The organism is Exiguobacterium sp. E17S (genome assembly GCF_057772545.1).
Genome location: NZ_JBYLRU010000003.1, coordinates 145,371 through 164,686, shown reverse-complemented (window position 1 = coordinate 164,686; position 19,316 = coordinate 145,371). Strand labels below are relative to the sequence as shown.

The 19,316-nt window shown below is 49.7% G+C and carries 20 protein-coding genes and 1 riboswitch; of the genes, 12 read left to right on the top strand and 8 right to left on the bottom strand.

All coding sequences use genetic code 11. The features are described 5' to 3' along the window. Window positions 1–69 precede the first annotated feature (69 nt). Entirely contained in the window at window positions 70–471 is a 402-nt protein-coding gene (locus tag AC3B4V_RS11840) for a CoA-binding protein (protein ID WP_023468336.1), read from the bottom strand. A 430-nt stretch (window positions 472–901) separates the two neighbouring features. Between AC3B4V_RS11840 and AC3B4V_RS11835 the strand changes: the two genes are divergently transcribed. From AC3B4V_RS11835 to AC3B4V_RS11795, 9 genes are all read left to right on the top strand, one after another. Next, window positions 902–1,942, top strand: coding sequence for a tyrosine-type recombinase/integrase (locus AC3B4V_RS11835; RefSeq protein WP_055968139.1), 1,041 nt, complete (start codon window positions 902–904; stop codon window positions 1,940–1,942). A 30-nt stretch (window positions 1,943–1,972) separates the two neighbouring features. Next, window positions 1,973–4,582 carry a DEAD/DEAH box helicase gene (locus AC3B4V_RS11830; protein WP_488378542.1) on the top strand — a complete coding sequence of 870 codons (2,610 nt, stop codon included), beginning with the start codon at window positions 1,973–1,975 and terminating at the stop codon, window positions 4,580–4,582. Continuing rightward, window positions 4,579–5,109, top strand: a complete 531-nt coding sequence (locus AC3B4V_RS11825; protein WP_488378541.1) for a glycerol-3-phosphate acyltransferase — start codon at window positions 4,579–4,581, stop codon at window positions 5,107–5,109. The genes AC3B4V_RS11830 and AC3B4V_RS11825 overlap by 4 nt, the downstream gene beginning before the upstream one ends. A 12-nt stretch (window positions 5,110–5,121) precedes the next feature. Further along, window positions 5,122–6,717 (top strand): GNAT family N-acetyltransferase, encoded by a 1,596-nt coding sequence (locus tag AC3B4V_RS11820; protein WP_488378540.1) that lies wholly within the window; start codon window positions 5,122–5,124, stop codon window positions 6,715–6,717. Between the two features lie 245 nt (window positions 6,718–6,962). Further along, complete coding sequence (locus AC3B4V_RS11815) at window positions 6,963–7,640, top strand: 50S ribosomal protein L25/general stress protein Ctc (protein ID WP_023468341.1); 678 nt, start codon at window positions 6,963–6,965, stop codon at window positions 7,638–7,640. A gap of 95 nt (window positions 7,641–7,735) precedes the next feature. Then, window positions 7,736–7,835: riboswitch (TPP riboswitch) on the top strand. A gap of 99 nt (window positions 7,836–7,934) precedes the next feature. After that, on the top strand, window positions 7,935–8,507 hold the full coding sequence (locus tag AC3B4V_RS11810; RefSeq protein ID WP_214804950.1) for an ECF transporter S component: 573 nt from the start codon (window positions 7,935–7,937) through the stop codon (window positions 8,505–8,507). Further along, window positions 8,504–10,033, top strand: a complete 1,530-nt coding sequence (locus tag AC3B4V_RS11805; protein ID WP_488378539.1) for an ABC transporter ATP-binding protein — start codon at window positions 8,504–8,506, stop codon at window positions 10,031–10,033. The genes AC3B4V_RS11810 and AC3B4V_RS11805 overlap by 4 nt, the downstream gene beginning before the upstream one ends. Further along, window positions 10,005–10,727, top strand: coding sequence for an energy-coupling factor transporter transmembrane component T family protein (locus AC3B4V_RS11800; RefSeq protein ID WP_488378538.1), 723 nt, complete (start codon window positions 10,005–10,007; stop codon window positions 10,725–10,727). The genes AC3B4V_RS11805 and AC3B4V_RS11800 overlap by 29 nt, the downstream gene beginning before the upstream one ends. A gap of 55 nt (window positions 10,728–10,782) precedes the next feature. Next, window positions 10,783–11,814 carry an NAD(P)/FAD-dependent oxidoreductase gene (locus tag AC3B4V_RS11795; protein WP_488378537.1) on the top strand — a complete coding sequence of 344 codons (1,032 nt, stop codon included), beginning with the start codon at window positions 10,783–10,785 and terminating at the stop codon, window positions 11,812–11,814. Between the two features lie 72 nt (window positions 11,815–11,886). Here AC3B4V_RS11795 and AC3B4V_RS11790 read toward each other — a convergent pair whose 3' ends face one another. Further along, window positions 11,887–12,705 carry an alpha/beta fold hydrolase gene (locus AC3B4V_RS11790; protein WP_064299866.1) on the bottom strand — a complete coding sequence of 273 codons (819 nt, stop codon included), beginning with the start codon at window positions 12,703–12,705 and terminating at the stop codon, window positions 11,887–11,889. A 154-nt stretch (window positions 12,706–12,859) separates the two neighbouring features. Here AC3B4V_RS11790 and AC3B4V_RS11785 point away from each other — a divergent pair, with 154 nt between their 5' ends. Together AC3B4V_RS11785 and AC3B4V_RS11780 are read left to right on the top strand one after the other, a co-directional pair. Then, the gene (locus tag AC3B4V_RS11785; RefSeq protein WP_488378536.1) at window positions 12,860–14,128 is read left to right on the top strand and encodes a hypothetical protein; all 1,269 of its coding nucleotides are present in this window, start codon (window positions 12,860–12,862) and stop codon (window positions 14,126–14,128) included. Beyond that, a complete protein-coding gene (locus AC3B4V_RS11780) occupies window positions 14,125–15,381 on the top strand; it encodes a hypothetical protein (RefSeq protein ID WP_488378535.1) in 1,257 nt (418 codons plus the stop codon). Before AC3B4V_RS11785 ends, AC3B4V_RS11780 begins: the two co-directional genes overlap by 4 nt. 1 nt (window position 15,382) lies before the next feature. Here AC3B4V_RS11780 and AC3B4V_RS11775 read toward each other — a convergent pair whose 3' ends face one another. The 4 genes from AC3B4V_RS11775 to AC3B4V_RS11760 all read right to left on the bottom strand — a co-directional run bounded on the left by AC3B4V_RS11775 (window position 15,383) and on the right by AC3B4V_RS11760 (window position 17,151). Then, entirely contained in the window at window positions 15,383–15,619 is a 237-nt protein-coding gene (locus AC3B4V_RS11775) for a hypothetical protein (protein ID WP_029341740.1), read from the bottom strand. Window positions 15,620–15,737: 118 nt separating this feature from the next. After that, a complete protein-coding gene (locus AC3B4V_RS11770; protein ID WP_488378534.1) occupies window positions 15,738–16,067 on the bottom strand; it encodes an antibiotic biosynthesis monooxygenase in 330 nt (109 codons plus the stop codon). Window positions 16,068–16,099: 32 nt separating this feature from the next. Continuing rightward, window positions 16,100–16,723, bottom strand: coding sequence for a hypothetical protein (locus AC3B4V_RS11765; protein WP_488378533.1), 624 nt, complete (start codon window positions 16,721–16,723; stop codon window positions 16,100–16,102). Beyond that, window positions 16,723–17,151: a GNAT family N-acetyltransferase gene (locus tag AC3B4V_RS11760; protein WP_488378532.1), complete on the bottom strand. Its 429-nt coding sequence runs from the start codon at window positions 17,149–17,151 to the stop codon at window positions 16,723–16,725. Before AC3B4V_RS11760 ends, AC3B4V_RS11765 begins: the two co-directional genes overlap by 1 nt. Before the next feature lie 45 nt (window positions 17,152–17,196). Here AC3B4V_RS11760 and AC3B4V_RS11755 point away from each other — a divergent pair, with 45 nt between their 5' ends. Beyond that, window positions 17,197–17,982: a pentapeptide repeat-containing protein gene (locus tag AC3B4V_RS11755; RefSeq protein ID WP_488378531.1), complete on the top strand. Its 786-nt coding sequence runs from the start codon at window positions 17,197–17,199 to the stop codon at window positions 17,980–17,982. 67 nt (window positions 17,983–18,049) lie between these two features. Here AC3B4V_RS11755 and AC3B4V_RS11750 read toward each other — a convergent pair whose 3' ends face one another. Both AC3B4V_RS11750 and AC3B4V_RS11745 read right to left on the bottom strand, forming a co-directional pair. Beyond that, window positions 18,050–18,850 carry a nucleotidyltransferase domain-containing protein gene (locus AC3B4V_RS11750; RefSeq protein WP_488378530.1) on the bottom strand — a complete coding sequence of 267 codons (801 nt, stop codon included), beginning with the start codon at window positions 18,848–18,850 and terminating at the stop codon, window positions 18,050–18,052. Further along, window positions 18,759–19,232, bottom strand: a complete 474-nt coding sequence (locus AC3B4V_RS11745; protein ID WP_029341746.1) for a hypothetical protein — start codon at window positions 19,230–19,232, stop codon at window positions 18,759–18,761. Before AC3B4V_RS11745 ends, AC3B4V_RS11750 begins: the two co-directional genes overlap by 92 nt. Window positions 19,233–19,316 lie beyond the last annotated feature (84 nt).

Genomic DNA, 19,316 nt, shown 5'->3' with positions numbered 1-19,316 from the left:
TAACCTGTAAAGCGCATGAAAAAAGACACCTTCACGAACGGGTGAAGATGCCTAAAATCGTGCGATGACTCACAGATATTGATGCTCGATTTTGATGCAACGATTCTCAATATATGGAATACCAGCACCGAGTGCAAGACTTTCTGCTTCGACACTCGAGAGACCAAGCTGATTCCAAATCATCCCGACGTCACCGTGAGCAACAGCATCTTTGGCGACATCCGCTAAAAACTCAGACCGACGGAAGACGTCGACGATATCGATGTGTCCTGGAATGCTTGCGACGCTCGGATAGACTTTTTGACCGTTCCACTCGTTTAACGTCGGATTGACTGGAATGACTTCGTATCCATGTTGGACTAAGTAGTCCGCAATCCAGTTCGCGGTCTTTCCGGAATCACTCGAGACACCGACGACGGCAATGCGTTTGGCATCCTTCAAATACTGACGTGCTTGTTGATCGGTAATCATCTAGAACTCCCCCTTATGAAAATAACTCTTACCTAACACTCTATACCCGAACCAAGATGAAGTATGCGAAATCGAGCACGTTTTCGACGTTTTTCAGAAATCGTCTTGAAATCAAATGAGTCGACCAATGACCCGGCGAACGACTTCTCGATGCAACTGAGAGCGAAATTGAATATTCATTCTTTTTTTGATGATTTAGGTGACATAATACTATTATTGTTAATAAAGAGAATGTTGTAGCTCAAAAACGATAAAAATAGGTTAAATTCTCACGTGCATCGAGTTGATCAACGACCCGTCTGGTGCGTTGTCGATGCAACTGAGCGCTCCCTGTCTGACAATTTAACGTTGCGTGAAATAACTATTTCACGCAAACAAGTGTCTGCTGTACCAACGTTTGGTATACTACCACTATAGGGGTGATTGTCGGATGAGTTTATTTAAAAACCTAGGAAAAACGATACATAAAACGACCGTTTCGGCTACAGCACCAGCGATTCCGGGTTATGAGCGGATGCCACGCTTCATTCAGTCCTATTTGGATCAGTTGGCAGCAAAACATTTCTCGTTAGCGACGATGCGTCGCTACGTTTACGACTACGAAGCGTTCTTTCAATTTGTCGCTGTAGCGTCAGGTGAAGAAGTAACAGCGCGGGATATTCCGCTCGAAGCATTTGTCGAGATCGATGCAGCAGGAATCGAAGCTTACGCTGAGTACCTTGCCTTAACGAAACAAAATGCATCAAGTGTAATCAATCGGAAGTTATCAGCATTACAGTCGTTGTTCCGTTATTTAGTCGATACAGGTCAACTGTCGGAAAATCCGGTTGCAAAAGTCAATCGACCAAAACAAGCGAAACGGGAACCGGTTTACCTGACGAAACGCGAATGGGATGAATTGATTCAGTTGTTACCGTCAAACGTTGAGATGAATGCCCGGGAAGCGTCGCATTATGAACGGGATCGCGTCCGCGACGTGACGTTATTCCAACTACTCGGCTATAGCGGGATGCGTTTGAGTGAGATGACCCAATTGGTCTGGAACGATGTCGATTTCCACGAAAACACGCTCCGCGTCATCGGAAAAGGCAACAAAGAGCGGCTGATTCCGCTCGCAAAACCAGCTCGGATTGCCTTACGAAAATATGCGATTCATTATCAGATGCCAACGAGCGGCGCCGTGCCTGTCTTCCAAAAACACGGGAAACCACTCAGCCCACGGGCAGTCCAGCATATTTTGCAGCGGCACACCGAACGATTGAAACCGGTCCTACCCTTTTTAGAGCGCAAAAAAATTACACCGCATAAATTGCGGCATACGTTTGCGACACGGCTTGCGACCGGTGGGGTCGACGTTCTGACGATCCAGCAGCTACTCGGTCACGAATCCGTCGCGACGACGCAAGTCTATGCCCATATCGGTGATTCCGAGAAAAAGCGCGCCGTCGATTTATTTGATGGTGAACGATAATCATATTATGTTAACTGGAGGAGGGATAGCATGAATTACGGGCTCAGTGAACGCAAAATTAAACAGATGTCTGATGCTTATGCCTTTCGACGGGGAAAGAAGTATGTCGCAGCTCGCAAGGTCACATTGCACAATTACCGGATGGGTGATGAGCTGATCGAAGCGAGTGTCGACGGTGAAGAACGATTCACGGTGACGGTTCGCGTCAAGGCGCACGGTGTCGACGCCGGCTGCAATTGTCCTTCGCTTGCGATGGATACGTCATTTTGCGGACATATCGTCGCCGTTTTGCTGGCGATGCATCATGTACAGGCACATGGTACACCGACGCCGCTATCGCCGCAGATCCGTCCGTTCACGGCGATCCAAGTCGATGACGCTGGCGCGCGCCATTATTTACGCAGTCTCACACCGGATCGTCGGGTAGCGATACATTTCGAACTGACCGGACCCGTCGTGACGCTCAAACGACTGACGGACAATCAACAGCATCAACTGTCCCTGCCCTACTTCGATCGTCTGCTTGGACAGACAGAGTATTTGCAGCGAGTCGCCGATGTATCGTTCAGTCCTGATTTGCAAGAACGAATCGTCTCCGGAACGCCAATCGTCAAATTGCATCTTGACCGAACGGCTCAGGAAGTCGAAGTCCGCGTGTTGTTCGATTATCAAGGGATTCAGCTGAATCCGCTCGACGAGACGATTTACGCTGGTCGCGATCAAGTAACGGAACAAAGTGTCTTACGCTTCTTACGTGAATTCCAAGCAACGCCACGTGACACGCGCTACATCATCACGCGTGACGCCGCGCAATATGCCTTTCTGCGGAGCCTGCTTGACGAACGGGTCGCGCTCGGTCAACTGGAGTTATTTGCAACACAAGCGATCCGGACGACGTTACCAAAAGGACCGTTTCATCCGCGGATCGAAGTCGACGTGACGGACCGCCTCGACTGGCTCATCTTCAACTTTTCAATGGACGGAATTCCAGAAGATGAGCTGAAACGTGTCCTGAAGTCGCTCGTCTTACAAAAACGGTATCACCGCTTGAAATCCGGACAGTTCGTTTCTTTAGAAACACGAGCTTTCCAGCAATTGCAACGGGTTCTCGCCCAGATGGAAGCAAGTGAACGCGACTTACGCGATGGACGGATCGTCTTACCTGCCGTCCGGAACATGAAGCATCTGATAGGCGCCTCCGTCCTCCATCTTCACGCTGATTTGCTCGAGAAATGGCTTGAATTAAAATCCGGACAAGGATTCCGGCTCGACTTGCCGAATTCGTTAGAGTCACGACTCTATCCGTATCAACGGACGGGCATCCAGTTCCTGAAGAATCTGGACGCACAAGGATGTCACGGGATCCTAGCCGATGAGATGGGGCTCGGGAAGACGATTCAAGCGATTGGTTATATCGCGACGATTCCTGACCGTCGTGCGCTCATCGTCGCGCCGGCGTCACTGCTCCGCAACTGGGAAGCGGAACTGAAGCGCTTTTTACCCGATCGACCGGTTCATGTCGTCACCGGTTCTCAAACTAGCCGACTCCGCGAACTGGAGCACTTACCTGACGATACGGTAACGATCGTCTCCTATACGACGCTTCGGACCGACGTCCGTCGCCACCCTGTATATGACGTCGTCTTCTTTGATGAAGCCCAGCACTTGAAGAATCCGCAGTCACAAACGGTCAGTCAACTGCGGCATCTGCAAGCAAAACGCCGTTTCGCCTTAACGGGAACACCACTCGAGAATCGTCCGCGTGATATCTGGTCGATCTTCCATGTCCTGTTTCCAGAGCTACTGCCGGATCTAATGACGTTTGAGAAATGGTCGTTTGATGACATGCAACAGTTCATCCAACCGTTCTTATTACGGCGTGAGAAACAAGATGTCTTACAGGATTTACCAAAGAAACAGATCGAGCATCATTATGTCGAGCTCGGTCCGAACCAAAAACGCTTATATGCGTCGTATCTTGCCAAACTGCAACTCGAGACGCTGCAACACTTAGACGAAACGAAACGCGAAGATCGTTTGAAGTTACTGGCTGGGTTAACGCGTTTGCGGCAAATTTGCAACGATCCAGGGTTATTCGTTGAGGGATATACAGCGGAAGCAACAAAACGAACGCGTCTACTCACATTGATTGCCGAAAAACGGGCCGCCGGAAAGCGGATCTTGATTTTCTCGCAGTATACACAAATGCTCGAACGCATTCGCTCGGATCTCGCGCAACGTCACCTCCCCCACTTCCTGTTGACGGGTGAGACACCACTCGAAGACCGAGTGGCATTATGCGATCGATTCAATGACGGTGAAGTCGATCTCTTCTTGATTTCCCTGAAAGCCGGCGGAACGGGACTGAATCTCGCGTCTGCTGATACCGTCATCCTCTTTGACAGCTGGTGGAATCCGGCCGTCGAACAGCAAGCTGCCGATCGTGCCCACCGGCTTGGACAACAATCTGACGTGACGGTCATCAAATTGCTGACACGCGGGACGATCGAAGAAAAGATGACGGAATTACAAGATCGAAAAGCCCAGATGGTCGATGCCGTCCTGACGGCTCCAGACAGTGATGCCTTGACCGTCAAAGAACTCGTTCATCTCGTAGAAACAAAGGAGGAACATCGGTGATCCTTGATCTCCTGCTTGGTTACCTTATCGGCAGTATTCTTGGCGGTACGCTCTGGAAGTACGTCAGTCGTACCGATTTGGCTCAGGTCGGTTCCGGAAACATCGGTGCCCGCAACGCCCATCGTGCCGGTGGGCTCCCGGCTTTTTTATTCGTGTATCTGTTTGATGCCGCAAAGACGGTTCTTGCACTACAGATCACAGACGCATTTTATCCCGTTGCTCTTGCCGTGCTCATCGGTCACTTGTTTCCGTTGTTTCATCCGCGACGCGGCGGTAAAGGGTATGCCGTATTTTCCGGCATCGTCTTCGCCATCACGCCGTGGGCATATCTTGCCGGACTAGGCATACTCGGTCTATCTTATCTCGTAACGAAAGATAGCGTCAAAGCGGGGCTGATTCCGGTTGTTCTGCTCCCGTTACTCCCCGTCTACTTTGACGCGGGAACCATCAATATCTTGTGTACCGTTGCCGTAAGTCTACTTGTCCTGTGGGCTCATGATGCACTTCACAAGCCAGTCATTACATAAGGAGGACGTCTCATGATCGACTTTTCCATTGCCACCGCTTCGGACGCGGAAGCAATCCATGAACTGAACTACCTCACCTTCACGGAAGAGATTCCGCAACATCAACCAAACACCGAACGGAAACGGATTGATCGGTTTCATGATCAAAATACTTATCTGATCGGCAAGGAAGACGATCGACTCGTCGCGATGATTGCCATTCGAAAGCATCGTCCTTTTTCACTTGAAGAAAAAGGCGTGACGTTAGATGAGACACTGACGGACCCGGCGGAAATCCGTTTACTCAGCGTTCGTCCCGAATACCGCAATAGTCGTACGTTCATGCAATTGATGCGCTTTTTGATGGTCTACTTGGAGCGGGAAACGATTGATCATGTCTATATCAGTGGTACGACACGGGAAGCTAAACTATATGCGCGGTTCGGCTTCACACCAATCGCAGCAACGCTCGGTAGTGGCGACGCCCAGTTCGTACCGATGTTGTTGTCGCGCGCAACATACGAACGGTCCGTCATCGCGGACGTTTTACGTCCTCTGCATTTTCTAGCCGGTCCGGTCGAGGTTGCACCAACAGTCCGCCAAGCGGCGCAACAAGCACCGCGCCCGCATCGGACGGCTTCGATGCGCCAGCTCGATCAAGATTTACGTGGTCGGATATGTCAGTTGCTGGATTTGCCACATGTCTCGATGGCTGTCGGCAGTGGTACGCTCGCCAACGATATCGTCGCACAACAACTGAGTGGACATGGGTTGATCCTAAACGGTGGTGAGTTCGGTCAACGCTTGATTGATCACGCGGCACGAGCTGGGAAGTCCTTTGATGTCCACTCGCTTCCACCCGGTCACCCGATCGACTTGGAACAACTCGCGAGTCAACTGCATCAAACGGAATACGACTGGATCTGGTTGACGCACTGTGAGACGTCAACGGGCGTCCTCTACGATTTCGATGCGGTAAAAGTGCTATTAGATCAACGAACCGCACTCATCGTCGATGCGATCAGCGCCGTCGGAACCGGACGTTTCTCATACGCTGGTTGCAAATTCGTCACGACCGTCTCCGGAAAAGCAATTGGTGGTTTACCGGGTCTTGCGTTCATCGGTCATACAGACAGCATCCTACCTTCTCCACGAATTCCACGTTATCTGGATCTCGGACTCTATGCGGAAGGCGTCGCCTTTTCCGGCTCATCGAACTTGTTGCTTGCTTGTCAGGCAGCGCTCGATGCCCTTGATCTCGATCAAGCCGCCATCAAGATGACTTATCTCGAACAGGCCGTTCGGGCGACTGGTTTCAACCTGCTTGCGACGCAAGAAGCACAAGCGCCGGGAATTCTGACGATCGTCCATCCGTCGGCAACCGCTTTAGGAGACGCTCTCCGGATCCAGGGCTATCATGTTCAATATGAAAGCGACTATCTCGTCCATAATCAATGGCTCCAAATCTCAACGATGGGACAGACGACGATGCGGCACATCGAACGTCTCATCCGTGTATTAGTCCGTGAAAACCAACGCATCACCATAAAAAATGAAAAAATGAAAGACCTCTTAACCCTTGATTTCAAGCGGTTTGGAGGTCTTTCGACTTTAAAAAATAAAAAATAGAGGTTTAAGGATTTAAAACATAGGGGTATAAACTCACTAGCACCGCATCAAACCGGTGACTTACTCACACATGTTTCTCAATATCAGCGTAATGACCTGGGAGAGAAATGCAAAGTCACGAAAGCGTCAGATTCAAAAGAGTCTGAAACCGATTGTCTTAGCATGTTTCATATTGTTCAGGACTTGTCCTGCTCCTACATTCATTACCTTTTGAGGGCTATACCAAATTCAAGGGGGAAATGAACATGTCAGTTAAATTAACAGCCGAAAAACGCGAGGTACGTCCACGCTCACTCCGTAAACAATTACGTCATGAAGGAAAAGCTCTTGGTGTCGTGTATGGTTACAAAGTGGAAAGTACACCAATCGCATTTGAAGAAAAAGAATTGCTTAAAATCGTTCGAGAAAACGGTGAGAACGTCTTGATTTCACTGAAACTCGACGGTAAAAATATTAACGTCTTGATCAACCGTCGTGATATGGATGTCTTCACACCAACTGTCGATCACGTTGAATTCATCGCCGTTAAAATGGATGAAGAGACAGAAGTCGAAGCAGACGTCGTACTCGTCGGGGAAGCAGCTGGCGCGAAAGTCGGTGGATTCCTATCACAGACACTCTTTAAAGTAACAGTCGCAGCAACACCAGATAAATTACCAGAGAACGTCGAAGTCGACGTCACAAACCTCGAAATCGGCGATTCAATCTCTGTAGCTGATCTTCCGGAACAAAAAGATTTCCGTATCGTCACAGAAGGCGACATTCAAGTCGCAGCTGTCGTCGAATCAACGCTCGAACAAGAGCTTGAGGAAATCGAAGAAGCAGAAGCTGAGGCACAAGCGGAAGCTGGCGAAGACAACGAAGCGGAAGCTACGGAAGAGTCTTCAGAAGAAGCAAAAGAAGAGAACGAAGATAACAAATAAGTCGTTTATCGATACGCCCTTCGTGGCGTATCGTTTTTTTGTGTCTTGACAATAGACAGAAGATTGCCTAAAGTGAACAGCGTATCATCTATTACCATATCCACTAGGGGAGCCCATTTGGCTGAGACGATTCACTTCGGACCCTTCGAACCTGATCTAGTTCATACTAGCGTAGGAAAGTGGAGCGATCACATCCAATGACTCCTGCTGCGCGCAGTTTTTCTGAGGACCGCTCTCTTTTTACGGAGGGCGGTCTTTTTTGGTGTCTCCCCCACTTAAAGGAGGACGAACACGATGCAACACTGGAAAATGAAAGAAATCATGGTCATGATGATGCTCGCCGTCGCTTGCGGCGTCATCTATCTCGGTTGGTCAACACTCTGGTTACCGATGTCTGCAATCTTCGGACCAGTCGGTGCCAACTGGATGTTTGGGATCTGGATCATCGCGAGCCCGCTCGTCGCAGCAATCATTCAAAAACCAGGTGCTGCTCTCATCGCGGAAATCGTCGCGGCAGCCGTCGAGCTGTTCACGGGTAGTCACTTTGGTTTATCGGCTCTTCTCATCGGGGTCTGCCAAGGGCTTGGTGCGGAACTCGTCTTTGCGATGACGCGTTATCACCGTTATGACACCTGGACATTGATGTTATCGGGTGTTGGAGCCGCAATTGGTAGCATTGTCTATAGTTTGATCGCGAACGGATTCGGTTACTACACGACGACGACGTTGCTTGCGACAACAGGTTTACAATTGATCAGTGGTGCATTACTCGGCGGTTTGCTTGCAGCGATTCTCGTCCGTCGCCTTGTTGCGACCGGTGTCTTGAACGGGTTTGCGGCAGGACGTGCGAAACGGGAAGTCGCATGATTACTGTCGACGATCTCAGCATCCGCTATCCGGGTCAGATGAAATCGGTGCTCGATCATGTATCGCTGACGATCGAACAAGGAACGACCCTTTTGCTTGGACGCAGTGGGAGTGGCAAGACGACACTGCTTCATGCCCTAGCCGGACTGACACCGGAGACGATTGAAGTCGAACAGACTGGTACCGTTACCCGGTCCGGTTCGGTCGGAGTCTTATTTCAAAATCCAGAAGAACAATTCTGCATGGAAACGATCGGACGCGAAATCGCTTTTAGTTTAGAAAACCGGTCGATTCCACGTGCGGAGATGGAGGAACGAATTGAACGCTTACTTGCACTCGTCGGTCTCCCTCTCCCCTTCTCGACACCGATCGCGAGTCTATCCGGGGGGATGAAACAGCGCCTCGCGCTCGCCGCGGTCCTAGCGCTCGAGCCGGCGATCTTATTACTCGATGAACCAACAGCCCAGATTGATCCAATCGGACAACACGAGCTGATGGCGTTGATCTTTCGGATTCAGAAAGAACACGATTTAACGATCGTCTTGATCGAGCACCAACTCGATGTCTGTTTACCGTACATCGATCAGGTTGTCTTACTTGAGAACGGAACGATTACTGCGACGGCGCATCCGCAGGATTTGTTCTCGCAGGCTTATACAGAGCTTCAATCGAAAGGCATCGCTGTTCCTTCTTTGTATCCGTACACGTTAGAGACGCTACCCATAGATGGACCACAAGCAGCGCGACTTCACGTGCTTCCTCCAGTCGCTACAGCCGGCATTCCCTTGTTGCACGTCGCTGCATTATCGACGAAAGCCCCTTACCCGCTGACCGATGCGACATTTTCCCTGCAGACAGGAGAATGGGTGATGCTGCTCGGAGCAAACGGCTCCGGGAAAAGTACATTACTTGCAACACTCGGTCGGTTGCTCTCGCATCAAGGAACATATCGGTTCCAGGAACGTCCGGCTCAGCGTTACTCCCGGCGACGCTTTTATGAGCACGTCGGCTATGTCTTCCAACAACCGGATCTGCAGTTTCTCAAACTGACGGTCGAAGCAGAAATCGACTGGAGTCACCGGGCAGCGACGAGTGACGAGCGCACAACATTACTCGAACGGCTGGAACTCGCATCCGTCAAACAGCAGTCACCGCTTGCGCTTAGTACAGGGCAACAACGACGACTCAGCGTTGCGACGATGCTAGGGCAGACGAAGGATTTGTTGTTGCTCGATGAACCGACGTTCGGACAGGATGGATTGACGACACGGCGGCTCATGGAACAGTTGTTGACGGAACAACAAAACGGAACGACGCTCGTCATGGCAACACACGATATGGAACTCGTCGCCCGATACGCGGATCGTGTCCTCGTCATGGAGCAAGGGCGGATTGCTTTTGACGGACGTCCGAGCGAGTTATTCGCTGACGTTCCGTTACTCGAACGCTGTCAGCTGCAACGTCCACTTTCTTACCAATTCCAGGAGGTGAAGCGCCATGCAGACGAACGCGTCACCGTTCGCTAAACTCAATCCTGTCATCAAGGGGAGCGGATTGTTTTTGATCATGTTTGCCTTAATTGCAACGAACGACTGGATCAAGACGTTGGTGTTCCTGAGTTTTGCTATCGCCTTGCTACTCCTCTCCGGATGGAGTCCTGTCGATTTCTTGAAACGGCTCGCACCTTACAGTCTATTATTCTTATTGACGTTCTGGATGATGGCGGCGTTTGGCAAAGGTACGAACACGCTCTGGTCGTTCGGTTGGTTTCATGTCACGTCGGAAAGTGTCGTACATGGCTGGTTACTTGCCTTACGGATGGCGACGTTCGTCTGCTTAAGTTTCGCTTTCGTCACGACGACCGATGCGACCCGGTTCGTGATGAGCTTGATTCACCAGGCAAAGGTGTCCCCTCGCTTCGCGTATGGGTTCCTTGCCGGGATCCGCTTTCTGCCACAACTGGTCGAAGAAGTCCGCGTCTTGCGGCAAGTCCGAATGATTCGAAACGTGCACAGTCGCTTTCCTGGTGATGCGTTCCTATCAATCGGCTTACCGCTCTTCTCGCGATCGATCCAGCGGGCAGAACGGATGGCAATCGCTTTCGAAGCCCGTCATTTTTCAGCAGAGCGGACATATTATGAAGTGCCAGTCGTTCAGCGCCAGGATATTATCTACCTCGTGGTCATCCTCCTGTTCATCAGTCTTGTCTTTTGGCTATGATTACCGCCACCCGTATCCGGGTACATTCTAGCAAGACAGATTGAAGGAGAACGACATGAAACGAATCCTCTTGATTGGTGCAGGACACGCTCACCTGCATTGCATTACCAATGGACCAACAGAAGACGTCGAGTGGCTGATTTTAAATGCCTCGACGTACCAATATTACTCGGGCATGTACTCCGGACTTGCTGACGGAACGTACGATATCGATGAGATCCGTATCGACGTCGCCGCATTGTGTCGCGCCAATGATAAACAGTTCATCGAAGAGACCGTCATCAAAATCGACCCCGTTGAAAAAGTCGTCTTCGGTGCATCCGGCAGGCGTTACACCTATGACGTCGTCTCGACGAATATCGGCTCGTTCGATTGGGCGGAAGATACGACACGATTATCGATCAAACCGAACTACCGGTTACCGGATACATTAAAGCGACTGCAACAAGCAAAGTGTCCAGTCGTGATTGGAAGCGGTGCAGCGGCTGTCGAGATGGCGGCGTCCTTAAAAGTAGCGGGTGTACCGATCACACTGATCACGGATCCCGAGTTACTTTCAGGACACCCCGCAGCAGAAGCGATTGCGAGACGCTTACAAGAACTCGATGTATATTGGATTCGAGAACGGCCACTGAACGAGGCGTCTCCTCTCCGCTTTTCACATCATCCACCAATCGAGTCAGATGCGATCATCCGCTTGACAGGTGCGAAAGCTCCAGCATTGTTTGCGGACAGTAAGCTCTATACGGAAGACGGATTTCTACTTGTCAATGAACAGTTGCAAGCGCTCGATCATCCGAGTCTGTTTGCTGCGGGTGACGCAGCGACCCTCGTCGCTTATCCCGATATTCCGAAGAATGGCGTCACAGCTGTCCGGCAAGCACCGATCTTACTGGCAAACCTCTTACGGTACGTCCAGGAAGAGGCACTGCAAACCTATCGTCCGCAAACGAACTATTTGACGATTTTATCGATGGGACCACGTCATGCAGTTTCAATGTATGGCAATCAGTATTCGACTCACCCGTTCGGTTGGTACCTGAAGCGCTGGATCGATCAACGGTTCATGCGGAAGTATCGCCCTTAAAAGTGTGCGCCGGCGCACGCTTTTTTCTGTACACAAAAACAAGCCATGGACGGGTGTCCATGGCTTGTTGGATTAGACGGTTTGATTTCCTTTAACGTACGAGAGTAACGTTTCGTTGAACTTCTCTTGTTCATCAAGCAACATACCGTGCCCACTCTCTTCGAAGACTTCAAGTCGTGCATGTGGGATTCCCTTTTGCATTTCTTCCGCGAACTCGAACGGACAGACTTGGTCTTTTTTACCGTGGATGATCAACGTATCGACTTTGATGTTCTCGAGTTTTCCACGTAAGTCTTCATCACGTAATGCGATTGCTGACTGAATCGTACCGTGGGACGAAGCGGCGATGCTAAGACCATGGAACCATTGTTGAAGTGGTTCTGGATGCTCCTTCGCAAAGAAGATTTCCCCGAATCCTTTGAGCATCGACGGACGATCTTGTTTCGTGTCGGCGATCAACGCATCGACTTCTTCTTTCGTCATCCCGTATGGATAACCGTCGCGTTGCGTAAACACAGGTGCCGCAGCTCCTGCGAGGACAAGTTTACTAACTTTTGAATCCCCGTATTGCAAGAGATAGGACAAGGCGATTCCTCCTCCCATCGAGAAGCCGAGCAACGTGACATTCGTTAATTTCAACTGTTCGATGACTTCATTAATGTCGGACGCCATCGTCTTATAATCGTATCCCGTTGCCGGCGCATCTGATTTGCCATAACCGCGATAATCGATCCCGACGTAACGGTACCCTTCTTCGACGAGCAGATTCTTTTGATACTCGAACATATTGTTGTTTGCCGGCCAGCCGTGTAAAAAGACGACCGGTTGACCCGATCCGACATCCTCGACATAAATTTTCGTGCCATCAACTGCTTGAATGAATGTACCCATCATAAAACCCCCATAAAAATAGATTGACTGTGCATGCATCTATTATTCCCGAGTCAAGAGATATCAAACATCTTAATGTTAAAGCATTATAGAAAATTCTGTCTATTCTAGAAATTATGGTAAAATATAGTCACTAGGATAAAGGAGGTTTTTCATGAGACGCTATATACATACGGGTATTCTCGCAGGCGTAGTCTTACTTGCCGGATGCGGTAAAGAACAATACTTAGACCTTACATACGATGTTAATTACTGGGGCGGTATTTCGACTACCTTTGATGGGCAAGAGATACCGGATCTCCCGAAAAAACAAACCGCTGCTTTGTTGAAGGTTTGCCAGCAAAAACCAGACATGAAGCACTTACCTGATCGATATGTGCAACACGAAGGATTTGACTTATACTTCCTGCCTCCGAGTATCCAAGGGCGTGAGTTCCAACACGTCCGTTTCCTGTCAGACGAAAAAAAGGACTATCTGGCGTGTCAGCCGATTCGCCATGCGGATTATGCGGTCCATCAGATCAAGCGTAGTGATTATCCATTCGTCGATTGGTCAAAACAACCGGTTAAAGCTAAATCGACAGTCGTTCGCTTTGGACCCGTTCCAAAAGAAGTGACAGATCAACAAAAACAGGAAAACGAAGATCGTAAAGAAGTAAAAGAGCTCGGACGGTACCTTTTCCCGTCCTATCAACTATCTTTGCCACCGGAAGGACAACTCGTCGTCTACATGAAAGAGAAAGGCAAAGATAAAGAACAAACACTCTTTGAGACGACCGAGTCACTATCCGGTTCCGAATTGAATTTAGCTTTTCGCGCTAGTCCGGATGGTGGTGTCCAACAATCGTCGATCGAGCTGATGTTCAGTGGTGACCGTGTCGGATTCCCTTCGACGATTCAAGAATATATGAATGGACAAGCCTATCAGATTGAGCGAAAGCAACTGCCGGATACGATTGCGACAGGTCAGACTGTCCAGTTCGCAACCGTTCGGAAACAAGAGGACGGAAAAGTCGTCCAAGAAACATCGATATATTTGCGTTTTAATAAAACCTACACAAAACCAGTGAATTACGATTATGGATTCCTTCAAGCATCCACAAGCGATTATGTCGGTTTCATCCATCAATCACCGAAACAGCTCATCGATAGCGATTATAAGTTCGTCTCAGCAATACCGGATAAACTAGCGAAAAAAATCGCTCAGGAATTAAAAGAGACCGACGTCATGGAACCACAAGGCACAAAACTAAAGCAGAAAAAATTAACGTTGATGCGCGAAGGGAAAAGCCAAATGTTCGAGCTATTCGAACGCAAACGCGCCAAAAAACTTGAAATCTATGTCGTTAAAAAAGGATCAAAGAACGGTGCGAAGCTGTCAGGTACGACCAGTGAAGCACTTAGTGAGGTGCTTAATCAATGAACAAACGTTACTGGATCGGACTAACACTCGGTGCAACGCTAGTATTAAGCGGTTGTCAAAGTGATGCGCCGAATTTTAAATGGGATTACTTATCACAACTATATGATGGAGGACAATTTAGTGATCAAGGTCCAAGAACCTTGTCAGCGAAGGAACGAATCGTCATCCAAAAAACGTGCGCGTCGAAAGCGAGCGATGCACCCGAAGATTACTCTGTCGGCGGCATCTATTCCGTCATGATGGCGAATCCATTCGATGACTATGCAGGTCAAACCGTTCGTTACGTTCAATCCGGAAAGAAGACCTACTTATATTGCGAAACGCCATTAAAAAGTGGATATTATCCGCTAGCAAAGAAAGACGATGTCTTCAAGAAGACAGCTCTGACTCCACAACGACAGAACTTTAACATGAAGCCTACTGTATTAAAAAAAGACGATCGGTTCATTCGTAATGAGAAGGTTGCCGATCACTCCGCTCGAACATTAGAGCTCCCAGGTTCAGGTTACCTTGTCATCGACGCGACGGATGTCACGAAAAAAGATTCACGGACGACGATCTTTACGTACACGCATTCACTCACACCATTTACACGTGACGTCAAACTCTATCTCGTCTACAATCAACAATTCGGTTCGACTTATGACGTGATGGTGCGCTTACCCGAGTTATACGGTGGACGTCATGTGGAACGCCCGATTCATTCGATGAAACAACCGGGCAAGGTCCGGTTCATCCCGGGTGACGGGACACCGGAACATTACGGAACGCTCATCGCAACGGAGAAAAACGGAAGCGAATTCCGCTATGAATTATCGATTCGACATACGATGGAACGACCGCCTGAACTTCAAGAGCCGGAACAGACAGCAGACGACGTCGTAGCGGATAACTTGGAAGTGACGCTATTCCATCAAGAGCAGTTCCAGCATATCCGTTTTGAAGAAGATGATTTTACTTCGGAAAAAGGCTTCGATTGGGACAAAATGATCATGATGACGAGTGATGAATCCGGAAAATTACAAAAAGCCATCAAGACGAGTGAACAGTCTGATGTGCGGGGAAAACGGGCGAAGTGGAAATACCTGACGTTCCGAGAAGGGACGAAAGGACAGCAATACGAAGTTTATCTCGACAAGCGTGTCAAAAAGACCGACATTTACTTGAAGGATCCGAAACGTGACGTGTCGATTCACTTATCAGCAACAGGTCGTGACATCATCCTTCCTTTGTTCGAGCAATACGAAAAATGACTCACGCCATGAAGACGAGATGCTGGAGCAAATAAATCAAGGAACACCAGAAGATGAAGGCAATTCCCTCTCGCAACCACTCCTTACGCGTCAACGGTTCACGTAAGAAAGAGACGCAAGCAAACAGCAAGACGAAGAAGTAGAGATAAATGAAGCCACCGCTCGTCAAGAAACCGAAAAGCAGGATCATACCCCCGAGGACGGACAGGCTAGAGACGACAGGTTTACGATATACCATACAGTGCCACCTCGTTTCATCTAGTTTGTTAGAATATACCCAGATTACGGAAAAACACTCTAATCTATAGTTACAAACAACACCCCTTGAGAGACTTCCTCCCAAGGGGTGTTGTTTGTTATTCCGTTGCGGCACTGTGATCAGCGACGATCGCATATTCCGTGACGGTATTCGACGTCACGAGCGGTTTGACTTCGGACGTTCCGTTATCCCGCTTATGGTGCACGCCTTTGTACGCTTGACTCTCTTGCCACGCATGGAATGCTGCTTGATTCGACCACGTCGTCATGATCGTGACGATGTCTTCTTCTTCCTGACTGACATCGACGAGGACTTGCATCCGGTGGAATCCTTCCATCCGTTCGATTCCCTTCGTCGTCTTAAAACGCGCTGCGACCTGATCTGCTGCACCTTTGACGACGTGTAACTGGTTCATGACGATCCACATGTTCTTCTCCCCCTTTTTTCGTCTTCAGTATACTAGAAGTCACGGGTCGTAGAAAACACGGATGCGTTGTCGCTTGGTAACGTCAAGCGTTGGATCGTCTCTTTCCCGTCTACGCTCGTCGCGATCATCTCGAAATAGAGCGAATGCGGGAAGGCATCCGGTAACGGTTGGACGGTATGGAAACGTTCCTGATCTGCTACCGGCAATGAGCGTTGCATCGGACGAAGGGGCGCTTCGCCTTCAGCCGTCGTCTTATACGGCTCGAACCGGATCGATTTCATTTGCTTCGAACCATTCATGCCGTAGGCGACAAGGTATCGACCTTCGTCCGTCGTCAACAAACGACCTTCAAACCAATCCGACTCCCTCGTCTGTTTCGAGCGAATGATTCGGTCGATTCGTTGTGACTCATCGGTTTGTTGCAGGAGCAAAAACAAGCGGTCGTGCTTCGCTTCAAGATACGCGACGGCATAATGGTCAGATAGTCGTTCGACGAAGTAGACATCACGTGCTTCGACTGGTGTGCTTGTCATCTCTGTATATAACCGGGCGACTTGCTTCGCCGTAAAGGAAACGGTCTCTTGACGTGGATGCATTCCCGTCAGCGTTCCGAGCACGAGACCGAACAATAAGATGAGGAAAAGACGCCGTTTCATCAGTCGACCTGTTTGACGAGCAGATGATAGCTCATCCCTGGTGGATAATCATCGATTCGTCCGACTTCGACGAATCCCTGTCGCTCATAAAACGGAAGCGCTTGAAACGAGAACGTCTCGACGCGAATTCGCTGAACACCCGCTGCTCGTGCCCATTCCTCCAGTTGACGGAATAACTGAGTACCGAGCCCACTTCCCCGTTCTTCTTCGACGATGAAGAACCATTCAATATGTAACCAGCCCCAGTATATTTCCCCTGAGATGCCGCCAATCGGTTGATCGTCACGCGTCGCAAGTAATGTGACGGCTTGTGTTCCCTCGAAGCGTTTCGTCGCATGAAGCGGTGAACGCTCGACATTGTATTGACGCACTTGTTTTCGGAGCCAGTCCTGTCCGTCCTCATTTTCATTGAGTTGAAATTTCAACATTTCCGAATCCCCTTTCTTGTTATAGTAGTAGTGGAGGTGAATCCGATGGAACCTACATTCCAGATTGATTGTACGAAGTGTTTTGGTTTATGTTGTACCGCACTCGCTTTTTCGAAATCCAGTGATTTTGGTCATGACAAACCGGAAGCAACACCGTGTCGTAATCTTGACGCGGATTACAGCTGTAGCATCCATGACCGGTTACGCGACAGCGGCTACAAAGGCTGCACCGTCTATGATTGTCTCGGTGCTGGACAGCATCTGTCACAGCAGACATTCGAAGGCGATGATGCACCTAAGCGACGCCAAGCGATCTATGCTGCCTTCCCGAAGATGGTTCATTTGTTTGAGATGATGTGGTACATAACCGACGGGAAACGTGATGTCACCCGTGACATCCACGATCAACTCGATGAGACACTTGCCGCACTGACCCGGTACGCGGCATTACCAGCCGATCAATTTGAACGACTTGACTTGATACCGGTTCGTCAAACCGTCCGACCACTCCTTGAAATAATTGCGTCACGTGTTCAAGCTCAGTATAGCGGAAGACGCGACCAGACACCACGCGACTGGGTCGGAAAACAGCTACCAAGACGTAATTTCTCAGGTGCCAGTGTTCAGAATCAATGGTTGCTCGCGACGAACTTGGCGCGCAGTAACCTGCGCGGAGTCAACTTTCTCGGGGCGGATTTGCGAGACTGTAACGTCAAAGACGCCGATCTGACGGATGCACTCTTTTTGACACAGGCACAAATCAATGCGGCAATCGGCAATGCAGCGACGCAGTTACCGCGTCGCTTACTCCGTCCGTCCCATTGGCGTTAAACAGAAGCGAACGATAAGGAGGCACGTTTTCGGTCGATTGATCCGAAAGCGTACCTCCTTTTGCTTGTTATCGTTTCCCGAGCGTAAAGCCGTCAAAATAACGCCCGCCAAATGGTGCAAGATAATCATCGACTAATGCGACGACTTCTCGTCGGTCATCCGATTGATAATACAACTCGAATGCCGTTGTGTGTCGACTAGCATAGTCTTCGTCAAACTCCGCAAGAGCACGGATCGCCCACTTCCCTTGTCCAATGAAGCGACGATTGGCGCGAAGGACGAACTCGATGCTCTGTTCATATAAACGTGACGCAATCGCTAAACCTTCCGCGCGGTTCGTCACACTCTCGAAGTCGTCGAGCATATCACTTAAAAAATAACGTGCGCGCTCTTGTTCCGAATTCGTCCACGCAACAGGTCCGTCCGCCAATTGTTGAGCCGCTTCCTGACGGATAGATGCAAGGTGTGGATGATCCTCGATCGTCCAGCTGTCAGCAATCATTCGTTGCAGGGACGGGCGACCACGTTCCCGGTCACTCTCGAAAAACGACTGAATCGTCTCAAAGGAATGGACGAATGCTTCGACCGGGACACCGTCATGGATGAACGACTCCCGGTACGCCTGACCTCGACTTGCTTCAAAAATGATCACATCGACATCTGATTGTGCGGTCGCTTGCCCTCGCGTATGGCTGCCGGCAAGTAAAACAGCACAGTGATTCGGGTACCGTGACGCAACGAGCGGCATGATCCAGTCGCACCACTCCATACGTGTCTTAGTCTTCAACTTGTTCACCGATTCCGGAGAAGACGGCCAGTTCGTCACCCGGTACGGCAACGATCGTCGCGTCGGCTCGGTGTGGCGCAAGACCAATATCGATCGCCCACGATTCATAATATGTATCCGATCCGTTTAAGACGAGCGTTTGTCCGTTGCTAAACGTTAGGAATAAGTGGGGTGCCGTCTTTCCGATCCGGACACCGGTGATGCGTTCCGCGTGAAGCGAGACGATCAAGTGTAACATCTCTTCCTTCGTCGCATGGCGGACGACCCAGTCCTGTGTCGTCTCGACATCGCCATAAAACAGACGATCCGTCTCGATCCGAAGTCGTAGTTCAGGCGCAGTCGTATCGAACAAATTGATGAATTCGAGCGTGACGTAGCCTGCGACATGGACCGTCGCTAACTGTGTGCCGATGAAATAGGTCGTCAAAAGCTGACGGGCGAGTTGATGATCTTCTTTGTTCATGATGAGCACCTCATTTAAAAAGAATGAATGGTATCGGGATGAGTCCGAGAAACTTACTTCCACTCAATTTACCACAAATTAGTC

Excerpts from the sequence above, each read along its gene's own strand:
- AC3B4V_RS11760 (WP_488378532.1), bottom strand. The coding sequence starts at position 17,151 with ATGTTGAAATTTCAACTCAATGAAAATGAGGACGGACAGGACTGGCTC.
- AC3B4V_RS11800 (WP_488378538.1), top strand. The coding sequence starts at position 10,005 with ATGCAGACGAACGCGTCACCGTTCGCTAAACTCAATCCTGTCATCAAG.
- AC3B4V_RS11755 (WP_488378531.1), top strand. The coding sequence starts at position 17,197 with ATGGAACCTACATTCCAGATTGATTGTACGAAGTGTTTTGGTTTATGT.
- AC3B4V_RS11780 (WP_488378535.1), top strand. The coding sequence starts at position 14,125 with ATGAACAAACGTTACTGGATCGGACTAACACTCGGTGCAACGCTAGTA.
- AC3B4V_RS11765 (WP_488378533.1), bottom strand. The coding sequence starts at position 16,723 with ATGAAACGGCGTCTTTTCCTCATCTTATTGTTCGGTCTCGTGCTCGGA.
- AC3B4V_RS11795 (WP_488378537.1), top strand. The coding sequence starts at position 10,783 with ATGAAACGAATCCTCTTGATTGGTGCAGGACACGCTCACCTGCATTGC.
- AC3B4V_RS11815 (WP_023468341.1), top strand. The coding sequence starts at position 6,963 with ATGTCAGTTAAATTAACAGCCGAAAAACGCGAGGTACGTCCACGCTCA.
- AC3B4V_RS11830 (WP_488378542.1), top strand. The coding sequence starts at position 1,973 with ATGAATTACGGGCTCAGTGAACGCAAAATTAAACAGATGTCTGATGCT.
- AC3B4V_RS11805 (WP_488378539.1), top strand. The coding sequence starts at position 8,504 with ATGATTACTGTCGACGATCTCAGCATCCGCTATCCGGGTCAGATGAAA.
- AC3B4V_RS11745 (WP_029341746.1), bottom strand. The coding sequence starts at position 19,232 with ATGAACAAAGAAGATCATCAACTCGCCCGTCAGCTTTTGACGACCTAT.
- AC3B4V_RS11835 (WP_055968139.1), top strand. The coding sequence starts at position 902 with ATGAGTTTATTTAAAAACCTAGGAAAAACGATACATAAAACGACCGTT.
- AC3B4V_RS11840 (WP_023468336.1), bottom strand. The coding sequence starts at position 471 with ATGATTACCGATCAACAAGCACGTCAGTATTTGAAGGATGCCAAACGC.
- AC3B4V_RS11770 (WP_488378534.1), bottom strand. The coding sequence starts at position 16,067 with ATGTGGATCGTCATGAACCAGTTACACGTCGTCAAAGGTGCAGCAGAT.
- AC3B4V_RS11790 (WP_064299866.1), bottom strand. The coding sequence starts at position 12,705 with ATGGGTACATTCATTCAAGCAGTTGATGGCACGAAAATTTATGTCGAG.
- AC3B4V_RS11820 (WP_488378540.1), top strand. The coding sequence starts at position 5,122 with ATGATCGACTTTTCCATTGCCACCGCTTCGGACGCGGAAGCAATCCAT.
- AC3B4V_RS11810 (WP_214804950.1), top strand. The coding sequence starts at position 7,935 with ATGCAACACTGGAAAATGAAAGAAATCATGGTCATGATGATGCTCGCC.
- AC3B4V_RS11785 (WP_488378536.1), top strand. The coding sequence starts at position 12,860 with ATGAGACGCTATATACATACGGGTATTCTCGCAGGCGTAGTCTTACTT.
- AC3B4V_RS11775 (WP_029341740.1), bottom strand. The coding sequence starts at position 15,619 with ATGGTATATCGTAAACCTGTCGTCTCTAGCCTGTCCGTCCTCGGGGGT.